Below are 14840 nucleotides of genomic sequence, written 5' to 3'. Positions count from 1 at the left end.
GCTTGGTTTTACTGATCCAGTCTTTGAGTGTTCTGATCCGTTGGTCAACCAGCTGCAGAAGAATATCGTATGGGCCAGCAAGGAAACTACCTCGATGTACCACCCGACTGTCCGCAGCGTAGTGAGCGACTAGGGTGGACTGCCGATGCACTTACTAAAAACTTGTCTTTCGCAGCAATTATCTGAAGAAGGAAGAGGCATTTCAGAAGAAAGGGTTCAAGCACTGCTGAAGGAATTGAATCCTAGCGTATATAGCTAAGTCGAAAGCCGCCATGATAAATGGCGGCTTTTGTTGTACGACGAGCACTCGTAAGTACCAAACCACATATCCAAGATGTCGCTATATTGCTAATGAATACGTCGGCAGCGTGCTACTTACTTTTAGAATATCTAGTTTATGATAGATCTGTAGAACACAAATTGACTGAAGATCATGGAGGGAACCTGCATATGGAACAATTGAGTGCGGCTGCCGTAACAGTTGCATTGAGCAAGAAAAAGAAAAATATCTATCGAAAGTATTGGCCGCTACTCGCAATGATGACACCGGGATTAATCTATGTATTCTTCAACAATTATTTACCCATGGCTGGAATCGCAATCGCATTTAAGAAAATTAATTTCACCAAGGGAATTTGGAACAGTGATTGGGTTGGCTTCGCAAATTTTGAATATCTGTTCAAAACCTCAGATGCTTTCTTAATTACGAGAAATACGATTCTCTACAACGTTTTGTTTATTGTTGTGGGTACGGTGTTGTCCCTTGCTACCGCGATCCTGCTAAACGAAATCCGACATCAGAAACTGTTGAAAGCCATCCAAAGTATAATTACTCTACCTCATTTAATCTCCATGGTTATCGTCAGTTATTTGGTGTATGCGTTGCTAGGTCAACAAACAGGGTTTATGAACAATACGGTATTACCTTGGTTTGGGATCGAAGAAGGCATTGCCTGGTACAGTGAGGAGAAGTACTGGCCAGTGATTCTAGGCTTGGTTCATTTTTGGAAGAGCATCGGTTATAGCAGCATCATCTACTTTGCTGCACTTCTAGGGATTGATGAGGAGTATTACGAAGCAGCACGTCTCGATGGAGCCAGCCGACTGAGGCAAATTCTTCATATCACTTTGCCGATTCTGACGCCAACCATCACTATGCTTACTCTGCTCAATGTGGGTCGGATTTTCTATTCCGATTTTGGATTGTTCTATCAAGTGCCGATGGACTCAGGGGCTTTATTCAATACAACTGCTACGATCGACACGTATGTATTTCGTGGACTGATGGGGAATGGCGACATCGGAATGTCCACCGCAGCAGGGGTATACCAATCATTAGTTGGTTTCATTTTGGTGTTATTGGCGAATTATGCAGTAAGACTATACAACAAAGATAATGCATTGTTCTAGGAGGTGAACCCGTGAAAAATGACAGCAGAGGTTTAACCATATTCAGTTACTCGGTCATGATATTATTTGCCGTCTTATGCATAATTCCCTTCGTTCTGCTGATATCTGCCTCCTTGACGGATCAAGATGCCATTATAACACATGGCTATTCCTTTATCCCATCCAAGTTTAGTACGGATGCATACACATATCTGATAGAAAGGGGAGCAGATATCGGACGGGCTTATCTAATTACAATATTCGTAACGATCGTTGGAACCGTCGCAGGAGTAGCTATAACGACGCTCACGGCTTATCCGTTATCAAGAAGCGTAACTCCTCACCGTAATCTAATTATGTTTCTTATTTTCTTCACCATGCTTTTTCATGGAGGAATGGTTCCGTCATACTTGGTCTACACTCAGCTGTTCCATATTAAGAATACAATTTGGGCCTTAATCGTGCCTGGTCTGCTGACCAATGGCTTTTACATTATGATGATGCGAACATTCTTCAAAACGACGATCCCCTCCGCTTTAATCGAGTCCGGTGAGATTGATGGAGCTGGAGAATTCCGGATTTTGTGGAATGTGGTGCTTCCACTTTCAGTGCCGATCCTCGCCACAATTGGATTGTTTGAGTGCATCATGTACTGGAATGACTGGACGCTAGGAATGTTGTATATCACAGATCAAAATCTTTACAGTATTCAAAATCTGCTTAACCGGATTATGCAAGATGTACAGTTTATTAATAATAATCTTGGTTCATCAGCTATGAACACCCAAGAGATGCCCACGGACTCTGTCAAGATGGCAATTGCCGTGATTGGGGTACTTCCTATCTTGGTAGCGTATCCTTTCTTTCAGAAGTATTTCATCAAGGGGATTATGATTGGAGCCGTTAAAGGGTAGAGATTAGTATTGGAGGAAGTCATATGCTCTATAAGGATAGCAGTCAACCTACTGCCAACCGGGTTGAAGATTTGATTCAAAGAATGAATTTACAAGAAAAAGTCGCACAGCTACATTGTTCTGTAACCATTGGTGGGGCTGAGAATACGGATTCTTTCAAAGAAATCTTGGCAAATGGAATCGGTACATTAAGTTACTTAAATAGTTCCTTGACCGGTAATAATTCAAAAGACAGGGAAACATTAAAAAAACTACAGAAATTCCTTATTGAAGAGACCCGGTTAGGTATTCCTGCACTTGTTCATAACGAAGGTATTGCAGGGGCACAAATCCCTGGGGCAACCACATTTCCTCAGTCTATCAATGTTGCTGCCACGTGGGAACCGGAATATGCCTATAAGATTGGGGAAGTCGTAAAAAAACAATTAATGGCTTATGGCATACGGGCCGTTCATTCTCCGCTGCTCGATTTAGCTAGGGACCCTAGGTGGGGAAGAGTTGGGGAAACTTACGGAGAAGATCCATATTTAGTCGCGCAAATGGGAGTCGCCTACATCCAAGGAGCACAAGGCAATCAAGAATTAATGGCAGCACCGAAGCATTTCGTCGGGTATGGCAATTCGGAAGGAGGTAGAAACGGAGGAGAACTGCAGATCGCCGAGAGACGACTACTAGATACCTATTGTTTTCCCTTTGAAGCCGCGATTCATGAGGCCAGACCGATGGGAATGATGAATAGTTATGGAATTCTAAATGACCAGGCTATTTCTACATCTAAATGGCTTCTTACAGATGTTTTGAGAGAAAAACTGGGGTTTGTGGGGTTAGTTGTTGCGGACTATGGCAGTGTCAGCCATGCCCATATCAGGTACCGGATGGCCGATGATTTAAAACAAGCTGCTGTTCTGGCTTTGAAGGCGGGAATGGACGTAGAACAACCCAATAATACATGCTACAAGTATCTGGTCGAGGCCGTACAGTCGGGTGAGATAGACGAGGAAATTATCGATCGTTCGGTAAGAAGGGTTCTCGAAACCAAAATTAAGTTGGGTTTATTTGAAAACCCTTACGAAGTAGGAGATTTCGAAGAGGAAATTAGCAACACGGAGAATTTAGAGCTTTCTCTTGAAGTTGCAGAGAAATCAATTGTGATGGTGAAAAATGCCGATAACATCCTACCGCTGCGAAACAGCATTAAGATCGCACTCATTGGACCATCTGCAGACAACAAAACGAATTTCTTTGGAGGGTACTCTTCAGTAGGCTCAGCAATAACTACGAGTGCAGATTTTGATCGGTCTCAGGACGATCATTTTCTAAAAACCGCTTACAATTCAATGATTACACAGTACAAAGATGTATTAGCAAAAAGAGGTATTGTTTTTGATGAAAAGCCATCTCCGGAACAAAAAGAACTCATCATAGAATCTCTTAAAAAGAGTATTTCATCAACCAACAAAGAGTATTCGACTACAGAAGAGTTTGTAGAGAAATTCTATCCTCAATGTAAGTCCGTAAAAGAACTCCTTGAGGAACATTTTGGCAGTGACAATGTTATCTATGTGAAGGGATGTAATCTAAATAAGCCCATCCCTGGAGGTATCGATGCGGTCAAACAAGCTGTAAGCCAAGCGGATTTGGTAATTGCTGTTCTTGGTGGGAAAGAGAGCATGAAACATCCGGAAGCAACCGAGGGTGAAAATAAGGATAATTGTAACATTGATCTGGAGAAACCACAGCTCGAATTAATGGAAGAAATCTTTAAACTGAGTAAGCCTGTGGTTTCGATCATTGTTGACGGCAGGCCTTTAGCAGCGCCACTAGTAAACGGTAAAAGCCATGCGGTTCTATATGCGGGGCTACCTGCTCAAGCCGGGGCCACGGCTATAGTGAACATTCTTACCGGGAAATGTAACCCGAGTGGTAAACTACCTGTGACGGTACTAAAGGATAAAGGTCAGATTCCCATGTACCATAGTCGCCTTCCTTTCTTCGTGGAGATTGAGGATTGGTCCGAATACATTGATGCAGACAAAAATAAACCTTTATATCCATTCGGGCACGGGTTAAGCTACACCCAGTTTGCGTACAGTGATTTGCAAGCAGATCCTATTGTTCAATCGGATGGGGTGCTGAGCTTTCACTTTATGGTTAGGAACACGGGGGCTGTGAAGGGTGATGAGGTTGTTCAGATCTATATCAGAGATAAAGTGAGCAGCATCGTAAGGCCAGTGAAGCAGTTGGTCGCATTTACTAGAGTGGGGCTGAATGCTGGTGAGACCAAAGAAGTGCACTGCGAAGTAGATATGCGACAGCTTGCTTTCCACGATTTGAACATGCAACAAGTTGTCGAGCCAGGAGACATGGAGTTGTTCGTAGGTGCTTCTTCCCAAGATATTCGATTACAAAGAACCTTTGAGATTGTTGGCGAAAAGCTGATTATCGATAGAAAGGTATTCAGTTCAAAAATTAACGTGAAGTTTACGTGAAAATTTAGGAGGAGTTTTGATGAGAAAAACAATACTAATAAATGAAGATTGGAAATTTGTAAAAGAAAATGTTGGAGCAGCGGAAGTATTAACAGCACCAGGTGAGAAGGTTAATATTCCTCATACATGGAATGCCATCGATGGACAAGATGGAGGTAATGATTATTACAGGGGTACCTGCTGGTATGGTAAGACTTTTTCGAGGCCAGAATTAGATAGTTGCGAACAGGTATATCTAGAATTTAGAGGCGCAAACTCTACAGCAGAGGTTTGGGTGAATAATCATAAACTATGCACTCATGACGGAGGTTACTCTACCTTTAGAGTAAACATAACTGAGGCCTTGAAAGATGATAATGAGTTGGTAGTTTCTGTTGATAATGGACCTAATGATAGGGTATACCCTCAGATGGCTGATTTTACCTTTTACGGCGGGATATATCGTGATGTTTACATGGTAATTGTATCTGATAGTCATTTTGATATGGATTGTTTTGGAGGTAGTGGTCATCAAATAACTTCCGAGATAGATGAAAATAAAGCAGTTGTAGCTTTAAAATCATATATTACAGGGGAAGCTGATGCTGTTCGTTATACAATCGATGGCGTAGGTAATATAGAAGTACCAGTTATTGATGGCGTTGCTTCAGGTAGTATGATAATTTCAGAAGTTCATTTATGGGATGGGGTGGAAGATCCATACTTATATGAAGCAACAGCTGAACTTGTCAAAAATGGTAAGGTTATTGATCAGTTTAAAAGCCGTTTTGGTTGTAGAACATTTTCCTTTGATAAGGATGAAGGATTTTTCTTAAATGGCAGACCTTATCCTCTCAGAGGTGTGTCTCGTCACCAAGATAGAATAGGTGTTGGAAACGCCATTAGTAAAGAAATGATGCTAGAGGATATGGAACTGATAAAGGAAATAGGTGCAAATACGATACGTCTAGCACATTATCAGCATGACCAGTACTTCTATGACTTATGTGACGAATATGGAATGGTAGTTTGGGCCGAAATTCCTTATATTTCTGAACACATGCCAGATGGTAGAGATAATACGATTAGTCAATTGACTGAATTAATATTACAGAATTATAACCATCCTTCTATTATTTGTTGGGGATTATCAAATGAGATATCCGTTACGGGTGTAACAGATGATTTAATGGATAACCACAAGATATTAAATGATTTGGCACATAAATTGGACAATACTAGACCTACGTCAATGGCTCATGCCTTTATGCTTGAAATCGATGAACCTTTGGTATTCTTACCCGATCTAATGTCTTACAATCTTTATTATGGGTGGTATCTAGGAGATGTAACGGATAATGATAAATTTTTCGATGACTTCCATAAAAAATATCCAGATACAATTATTGGTTTAGCTGAGTATGGTGCAGATGCAAATCCTAATTTGCAAACTGCAATGCCCGAGAAAGGTGATTATACCGAACAATATCAGTGTGTTTATCATGAGCATTTGATTAAAATGATTGAAAAACGTCCATATCTTTGGTCAACTCATGTTTGGAATATGTTTGACTTTGCTGCAGACGGTCGTGATGAGGGCGGCAAGAATGGAATAAATCAAAAGGGGCTTGTTACTTTTGATAGAAAGTATAAGAAGGATGCGTTCTATCTCTATAAGGCAAATTGGAGTAAAGTACCCTTTGTACATGTATGCGGAAGAAATTATGTAGAGCGTCATGAAGAAGAAACTGAAGTTAAGGTATATTCAAACTATGACACTGTTGAACTTTATCATAATGGAGAGCTTGTAGAAAAGCAGAGTGGAGATAAAGTATTTATATTCAAACTGAAACTTCAGGAAAAGCATAAAATTGAGGTAAAAGCAGGTAATTGTTCAGATGAGATTACCATTTGTAAAGTGCCAGAAGCAAATAAGGCATATCAATTAGAAGGAAGAGAAGTTATAAATTGGTTTGATCAGCCAGATATGAACTGCCCTGAAGGTTATTATTCTATTAAGAATGTCATGGCAGATATACGAAATGCTCCTGAAGGTGCGAAGATTATCGACGATATGATAAATTATGCAAGATCCAAGCGTGGAGATGTTGCCAAAAAAGTAAAACCATCTGCAGCCATGACTAGAGCAATGGATGGTATGACTGTTGAAGCATTGATCAAACAAGCAGGTGGATCTATTCCTAAGTCAATGGTTGTTGAAGTTAACAAAGCTTTAAATCGAATCAAGCAAGTAAGCAGTATAATTGTTGAGCGCCTGTAAAGCATAAAGTCTGAAAAATGCTAATGATAAGATCGGTATAGTGCTACTTGGTATGTACCATCTAGGTATAGTATTAAGCTGTAATCTAATTTCTAAATATGGGGGTTAAGGTATGACAAGTAAAGGGAAGATTAACTTACTGCTAGTCCCAGTCATCATGTCACTTTTAGTTTCAGCATGTTCCTCTAACAGTAATTCGAAAAACACGACGGATATTGAAAATAAGTCGACTGAAGCTACCGCAAGTACTTCCTCGTTGACTCCTTACGAATTAACAATGGCCATTCCAATGATTGGATCTATTCCTAAGGAAATGGTTGACATTCAAAATGAAATAAACAAAATTACGCAGAAGAAAATTAATACTACAGTTAAAATACTGCCAATCAACGCCGGCAATTTCGTACAGCAGATGAACGTCATGTTCTCCAGCCGCGAAAAATTGGATCTTGCATTTATGTTTACTACCGGCGGCCTCTATAATACTGGTGCTGCTGCGGGGAAATATTATCCCCTAGATGATCTTCTGAAAAAGTATGGACAAGGAATTATTGATGCTGTAAGCGAACCCTTTGTAAAGGTACCTACAGTTAATGGGAAGTTATATGGTGTTCCATCTATTGGGGCTTATGCCAAAGGTACTGGATTCTATATGCGAAAAGACCTCGTTGACAAGTATCAGATAAACGTCGATTCAATTAAAACTTATGATGATGTTGAAAATGTATTGAAAAAGATAAAAGAGAATGAACCAAAGTTGATCCCTTTAGCCGTATCAAAGGACGTTGGACCTGTCGCTACCAGATTTGATAATGATGATCTAGGAGATCAAACAGCGGGAGTACTGCCTATTGAAGATAATGGAATGAAGGTGATTAACAAGGTCGAAAGTCCGCAGTATCTGGAGAACCTGAAGCGAGTGAATAGTTGGTATAAGGCTGGTTATATCAATAAGGACGCTGCAACAACCAATATTATTCCTATTGATCAAATCAAAGCGGGGACAGCATTCAGTGTCTTTAATCCAAGTCAGCCCTCGACGATATCTACATTGAAGACCAAATCAGGTTATGATATGGTCGGAGTAGATGTAGCTCCACCAATTGCTACTACCAATACTGTAATGACTGGAGCTTGGACTATAGCCAATCATTCGGAGAATCCAGAACGTGCCATGATGCTCCTGAATTTAATGTATTCGGATAAAGACATTGAAAATCTTTTAGTATGGGGAATTGAAGGCAAGCATTATGTTAAAGTAAACGATGCTCAAGTCGATTTTCCTGAAGGTAAGACTCAAACTACCGTGGGTTATACAATGAGGTCATCTGATTACATCATGGGAAATTACAGACTCGCCTATCTCTTCAAGACTGACGATCTCAAGAGGTACGAGCGTGATAAAGAATTCGTTAGTAAGAGTCAAAAATCCAAGGCACTTGGCTTTGTATTTAACGTTGATCCAGTTATCAATGTACAATCCGCAATAGCTAATGTAAACAGTCAATACAGAGCTGGGCTAGAAACGGGAACGATCAGCCCTGAATCCAAGCTACAAGAATACGTGAATAAACTTAAAGACGCAGGAATTGATAAATATATTACTGAAAAACAAAAGCAGCTGGACGCTTGGTTCAAAAAATAGTTTATTTTAGTTACTTTGAAAGGAATAACCGCCCGCACTCTAGGATTAGAGGTAGTGGGTGGTTTTTTCTATAAATTGTATATACTATTATAAATGGAAGATAAACTGCTAAAAGCTTTAAGGATGTGATAGGTTTGCTCAAAATAAAGTTTACTTCATTTAATTCCCTAAAAGTTAAATTAATAATCGGAGTCCTTTGTCTTACCATGCCCTTAATTGCAATATTTATTATGTGGAGCCAATATGCAATGGGAATTGTACGCGAGCAAGTCAGTGATTCTTATCGCAATTTGACAACACTTTATATGAGACAAGTGGATGATTCTCTGGAAAGAGTCGATAACTATCTATACGACTTAGTTGGAGCGAGTAAAGAACTGGTTGCAGCTGACAGAGCTTCGAATGAGGAAGATTACTATACGGCGAAAATTCTTCTTAACAACAAGTTAGGAAGCGAGATTACACGATATCCTGTCATCAATGCTTTTTACATGTACTCCCCAAAGCATAGCGATTTTCTTCCTGTGTCTAGACTACAGATATCAGTAGAGGAGTTAAGGGGAATACAGGAATATATTACACATCTTATTGATTCAACTTCCGATGTAAGCAAATTTTATAAGGATACCTGGCAAGTTCATAAAATCGACGGGGAGTATTATATTATTCATATTTTGAAATCTGGTGATCTGTATGTCGGCGCATGGCAAAAGGCAAATGAGCTTATGATACCACTCCATTTTATAAACTTTGGGAATAATGGTGGGTCCCTATTTGCGACAGCTAGCGGTGAGCCCATGACAGATTTTGAATTAATAAAGAATGATCCATCGATCCGCTTTGAGACTAGTGAGGGTACTGTATTATCAGGACAGAAGAGAAAGTATCTAATCGTTGGGGAACCCTCCCGAAACGGAAAGTTCAGCTTGGTAGCCGTTATACCGGATGATCAAATTTTGGGGAATTTACCAACATTCAAGAAATTGGCATCCATAGCTCCCTTGGCCACCTTATTGATCATACCCATTGGTCTTTATGCATTGCGTAGAATCATACTTGTGCCTATTTATAGGCTGCTTCAGGCAATGAAACGTATACAACAAGGCAATTTGAACGCACGGATTGATGAAAGGCCAACATCAGATGAGTTTGAAATTGTAATCCAGACCTTTAATAGTATGATGGGCCAGATTCAAACGCTAACGGTCAACGTCTATGAAGAGAGATTAAACAAACAACGAGAGGAGCTTCAGCGGCTTCAGCTTCAAATCAACCCGCATTTTTTTCTGAATTCCTTAAACATCATCTATCATTTGGCTAAAATTAAGGACTATGAACTTATCAAGGAAATGACACAGTGCCTGACTCGGTATTTCCGATTTATGTTTCGCAGTAATCTGGTTGCCGTTCATGTAAAGGAAGAATTGGATCATGTCCAGAATTACCTTCGTATTCAAGAGCTTCGGTTTCCTGGACATTTGAAAACTTTTATTGATGTTCCGGAATATATGCTTGGTGAGCAGATACCACCGTTAATGATTCAAACGTTTGTCGAAAATGCGGTGAAGCATGCTCTTGCATTAAAACCGATTGAACTGTTTATTCGGGGAGATATCATAGAACGCGATCAGAATCCGTTTTTACAGTTTATAATTGAGGATACAGGAACTGGATTCAACGAGGAAACTCTAAAGAAGCTACAGGACACTCAACCGCTTATGAACGAACAAGGCGAACATATCGGAATATGGAATGTTCAACGAAGATTACGGTTATTGTATGGTGAGCAAGCATTTGTTGATTTTTCAAATGGGAATCCGCATGGTGCAATTATTCGATTATTAATGCCGATTCGATGCTAAGCAAGAACTAGACTAGAGAGGAAAGTTGACATGTTTAATTTATTAATTGTGGATGACGAAATCCTTGTAGTCAAAGGAATACTGACCGATTTGAATGTAGAAAAGCTGGAGTTGTCGGAGGTATTTACAGCGTATAATATCATTCAGGCTCAGGAAATATTGATGCAGAATAAAATAGATATATTGCTTTGCGATATTGAGATGCCGCAAGGATCCGGGTTGGAACTGTTGGAATGGATCAATCGGCATGCTCTTAATGTACAGACGATCTTCTTTACTAGTCATGCTGATTTTCGATATGCTACTCAGGCTATGAAGCTTGGAGGAGTCGAATATTTGCTGAAGCCAGTACCGGATCAAGACCTAGAAGAGGCGATTGTGAAGGCGAAATCCAGACTAAATGAAACACAAAGTGTTTCCAAATTAAAACAATTATGGAGTGCTAATCAACCAGCTATCATGGAGCACTTTTGGATGGAATTACTGGATCAAAAAATTGCTTCTAATAAAGAATCTGTGCAGCGAATAATGGAAGGCAGAAACATATCTTTTCCAAAGGGAACGACATTTTTGCCTGTTCTAATCTCTATAAGTCGGTGGCTCAAACTACTCACCATGCGGGAAGAAAAGATAATGGAATATGCTCTGAAAAATGCGGCTAAGGACTTAATATTTAAGGAACAAATGGACGGTCAAATCTTAACGATTGACAGAGGAGTGCTGCTCTTTATTATTCCGTTTGTACCTCATGCTACTGAGCAAAATAACGGTGAGAATCTTTTTGATAACTGTGAATCCTATATAGAGTCATGCCAGCGTTATTTCTTTTGTGATCTGACATGCTATATTGGCCACATCGTAGAAATCCATCAAATGGCTGCAGCATTATCGAAATTGCGTGCGTTCGAACGAAATAATGTAGCTTATGAAAATAAAGTCTTCCTTCTTACTGGTTCTTCGACCGTAGAGGAAATCAATGTTCCAATACCTGATATGAAACCTTGGGCAATTATGTTGCAAAAAGGTTTCAAGGAACAAGTGATCGCGGAAATCAAGGTTTACTTTGAAGAGAAGATGGAGTTATCCCAGATCCATGTAAAATTGCTGAATCAGTTCCATCAAAACTTTCTTCAAACGGTCTATTTCATTCTATTGGCTAAAGGGAAGAAAGCCCATGAACTTTTTAGTGACTCCATCTCGATGGAATTATCCAAAAACGCTCAAAAATCTGTGGTGGATTTAATGACCTGGGTGGAATATACGGTGAACAAGGCTCTGTCCAATGGTGAGGAATCTCAGCCCCCGCATCAGGTTGTAGAGAACGTGAAGCAATTTATAGCCGCACATCTAGATGAGAGTGATCTGTCACGGGAGGAAATTGCGAGGCATGCTTATCTGAATCCAGACCACTTAAACAGAATTTTCAAGAAAGAGACAGGTTTGTCCATAATGGAGTATCTTACACACGAGAGATTGAATTTAGCTAAGGAACTGCTTCTAAAAACGAATTTATCCATCGGCGATATTGTTGATGCTGTTGGATACAGCCACTTTTCCTACTTCTCAAGAACATTTAAAAAACTGACAGGTTTAAATCCTAATGAATATAGGCATTTCAACGAGCAGTAAGGCTATCAATCCCCAGAAAAACGGAACGCTCCTAAACAATGGAACGTTCCGTTTTTTCGTCAAAGTTACGAAAAATAACTCGCTATAGTGTTATCACAATAGTCGCTATAGTGTTAATTTACATCTAACGTTGGAGATATGATTAAAGTATAAAGTTTGAAGAAGAAGGCCACAAGGAGGATGGATTTTGGAAAGGAAGAACATTGACAAGGCTTGGGAGTTTGTCTCCGGCAAACCTACATCCCGACCGATTCCGGGGATGGTTTTGCAAACCAAAACTGTTAACCTACCGCATGATTTCATGATTGAGACGGATACTTCTCCAGATGCACCTGCAGGAGCACTATCAGGTTACTACAAGGGAGGAATCGGTACTTACACCAAAATACTAAATATCCCTGAGGAATATAAAGATAAGCGGTTACTCGTGGAGTTCGACGGTTCGTATATGAACACGACCGTTGTTTTGAATGGGCATACCGTGACTAGACACCATTATGGGTACTCACCGTTCCATGCTGACTTGACTCCTTATATGAAAGTCGGGAAGCCGAATCGGTTAGCGGTGACTGTAAATAATGAGGCACAGCCCAACGCCCGCTGGTATAGCGGTTCTGGTTTGTATAGGCACGTCGATCTACTCTGCGGACCGAAGGTACACATCGCACCTTGGGGGATCTTCGCAAAGACGTCTCATATCGTCAATGGTACGGCGTACATCTTGGTAGAAACTAATATTGAGAACCATTCGGGAGAAACTGTAGATGTTTGGGTAGATCTTCAATTTGAGAAAGAGGCCTGCGGGACCATTGCGGGAAAAGGTGTGGTCAAAGTTCATGTTCCCTCTAGTGAGCAAGGTTTTGGACGCGTAATGATTGCTGTTAAAGAAGCTGAGATGTGGGACATCGATTCTCCCAAGCTATATCGTATTACTGCCAAGCTGTCGGATGGGGAAGCCGTCACAGATACGGAATGTACCATGTTCGGAATTCGGACGATCACCGTGGATGTTCATAATGGTTTCATGCTAAACGGGAGAACTGTAAAATTGAAAGGCGGCTGCGTTCATCATGACAATGGCATACTAGGTGCTGCCTCATTTAAGGACAGTGAATACCGTAAGATGAAAATTCATAAGGACAATGGATATAACGCTATACGCTTCTCTCATAACCCCATGTCCCGGGATTTGCTAGAAGCATGCGATCGCTTAGGACTTTTGGTCATCAATGAAGCATTTGATGTATGGACGATGGAAAAGAACGCTCACGATTACAGCCAATACTTCGAGCAAGACTGGAGGAAGGATTTGGATGCCTTTATTCTTCGTGACCGAAACAGTCCTTGTGTAATCATGTGGTCGGTCGGTAATGAAGTTCCAGAGAGGGGCGGATTGTCTCGGGGATATCTATGGTCCGCGAAACTGGCGGCCAGGGTGCGCGAGCTTGACCCAACACGACCGGTCACCAACGCCGTCTGCTCATTTTTTAGCGGGTTGGACGATGAAGATCAGGTGAAGTTCTACCAAGAGTTACTTGAAAAATCGAAACGTGGCGGAGATTTGATTAATTTGGATACGGAGTTCGGCAGAAGAATCTGGGGAGATTACACAGAGGCACTGAATGCCCCGATGGATGTGGTGGGCTACAATTATTTGAACTACCATTATGAAGAGGCTCTCCACAAGTACCCAAATCGGGTCATTTGTTCCACGGAAAGTAAACCAATGGAGATGGCGGCGTACTGGGCTGATGTTGAACGTTTCCCCCAAGTGATCGGGGATTTCAACTGGACCAGTCATGATTATATTGGGGAAGCTGGACTTGGCAAAGTGGAGCATCTGGCTCCCGAATTAGCTGTTGGAGCATCGACGAAAATACACCAGTCCCCATTTCCTTGGCGAACCGCGAATGACTCCGACTTTGATTTGTGTGGATTTGAACGGCCGCAACTGGCGTACAGACGAATCATTTGGGGTTCCCAAGAAACCTATATTACCTCAAGCCATCCGAGAAATCATGGTTTGGTGGAGATTGTGGCCCGCTGGGGCTGGCCCGATGTTGAGCATGCATGGAGCTTTGACGGCTATGAAGGAAAGCCGGTTCAAGTGGCAGTTTATTCTGCAGCGGAAGAAGTAGAATTGCTTCTAAACGGAAGGAGCCTTGGCAGACAGCCTGCAGGGAAGATGAATCGGTTTACGGCTACATTCGAGCTGATGTACGAACCTGGTACTATTCAGGCGATTAGTTATACAGGCGATAAACAGATTTCGTTTGACTGTGTAGTTTCTACAGGTGCCCCTGCTAGGCTACGCCTGATCCCGGATCGTACTGAGCTGTCTGCAGATGGACAATCCCTTTCTTTCGTTGTTGTAGAAATTGTGGACGAGGAGGGACGCTTGGTAACTAACGCTGAATATTTGGCAACGGCGACCGTAGAAGGCGCAGCTACGTTGGCAGCCTTCGGTACTGGTCGGGCACAGACTACCGAGAATTATACAAAGGGGACGTTCACTGCTTATAAAGGTAGATGGCTTGCTGTGGTCCGCAGTGGGTATGAGTCGGGGATTTCAGAGTTGTCAGTTCGTGTGGAAGGTTTTGATTCTAAAGCAGTTAAGATACAAGTAAATTAACTAGTTTAGTGAGAGGATGG

Annotated in this window: 8 protein-coding genes and 1 pseudogene; all 9 read left to right on the top strand. The window is 41.2% G+C overall.

From position 1 onward, the window contains the following. Nucleotides 1–22: 22 nt before the first annotated feature. Nucleotides 23–150, top strand: a pseudogene (locus tag AC58U0_RS03330) (alpha-L-rhamnosidase-related protein); the annotation flags it as partial. Nucleotides 151–450: 300 nt separating this feature from the next. Then, entirely contained in the window at nt 451–1410 is a 960-nt protein-coding gene (locus AC58U0_RS03325; protein WP_497377639.1) for an ABC transporter permease, read from the top strand. A gap of 11 nt (nt 1411–1421) precedes the next feature. Further along, on the top strand, nt 1422–2303 hold the full coding sequence (locus AC58U0_RS03320) for a carbohydrate ABC transporter permease (protein WP_497377638.1): 882 nt from the start codon (nt 1422–1424) through the stop codon (nt 2301–2303). Nucleotides 2304–2326: 23 nt separating this feature from the next. Next, entirely contained in the window at nt 2327–4792 is a 2466-nt protein-coding gene (locus AC58U0_RS03315; RefSeq protein ID WP_497377637.1) for a glycoside hydrolase family 3 N-terminal domain-containing protein, read from the top strand. 19 nt (nt 4793–4811) lie between these two features. Further along, entirely contained in the window at nt 4812–7052 is a 2241-nt protein-coding gene (locus AC58U0_RS03310; RefSeq protein ID WP_497377636.1) for a glycoside hydrolase family 2 protein, read from the top strand. 112 nt (nt 7053–7164) lie between these two features. Further along, nucleotides 7165–8697, top strand: a complete 1533-nt coding sequence (locus AC58U0_RS03305) for an ABC transporter substrate-binding protein (RefSeq protein WP_497377635.1) — start codon at nt 7165–7167, stop codon at nt 8695–8697. A 248-nt stretch (nt 8698–8945) separates the two neighbouring features. Continuing rightward, the gene (locus AC58U0_RS03300; RefSeq protein WP_497377634.1) at nt 8946–10559 is read left to right on the top strand and encodes a sensor histidine kinase; all 1614 of its coding nucleotides are present in this window, start codon (nt 8946–8948) and stop codon (nt 10557–10559) included. 30 nt (nt 10560–10589) lie between these two features. Further along, nucleotides 10590–12188, top strand: coding sequence for a response regulator transcription factor (locus AC58U0_RS03295; RefSeq protein ID WP_497377633.1), 1599 nt, complete (start codon nt 10590–10592; stop codon nt 12186–12188). A 187-nt stretch (nt 12189–12375) separates the two neighbouring features. Continuing rightward, complete coding sequence (locus AC58U0_RS03290; protein ID WP_497377632.1) at nt 12376–14820, top strand: glycoside hydrolase family 2 TIM barrel-domain containing protein; 2445 nt, start codon at nt 12376–12378, stop codon at nt 14818–14820. The last annotated feature ends 20 nt before the right edge of the window (nt 14821–14840 follow it).

Source organism: Paenibacillus sp. J31P190, assembly GCF_059692075.1.
Note: the sequence above shows the minus strand (reverse complement) of the source record. Positions and strands in the feature narration are given on the sequence as shown.

Coding starts and splice junctions, on each gene's coding strand:
- AC58U0_RS03295 (WP_497377633.1), top strand. CDS start 10,590: ATGTTTAATTTATTAATTGTGGATGACGAAATCCTTGTAGTCAAAGGA.
- AC58U0_RS03300 (WP_497377634.1), top strand. CDS start 8,946: ATGGGAATTGTACGCGAGCAAGTCAGTGATTCTTATCGCAATTTGACA.
- AC58U0_RS03325 (WP_497377639.1), top strand. CDS start 451: ATGGAACAATTGAGTGCGGCTGCCGTAACAGTTGCATTGAGCAAGAAA.
- AC58U0_RS03305 (WP_497377635.1), top strand. CDS start 7,165: ATGACAAGTAAAGGGAAGATTAACTTACTGCTAGTCCCAGTCATCATG.
- AC58U0_RS03315 (WP_497377637.1), top strand. CDS start 2,327: ATGCTCTATAAGGATAGCAGTCAACCTACTGCCAACCGGGTTGAAGAT.
- AC58U0_RS03310 (WP_497377636.1), top strand. CDS start 4,812: ATGAGAAAAACAATACTAATAAATGAAGATTGGAAATTTGTAAAAGAA.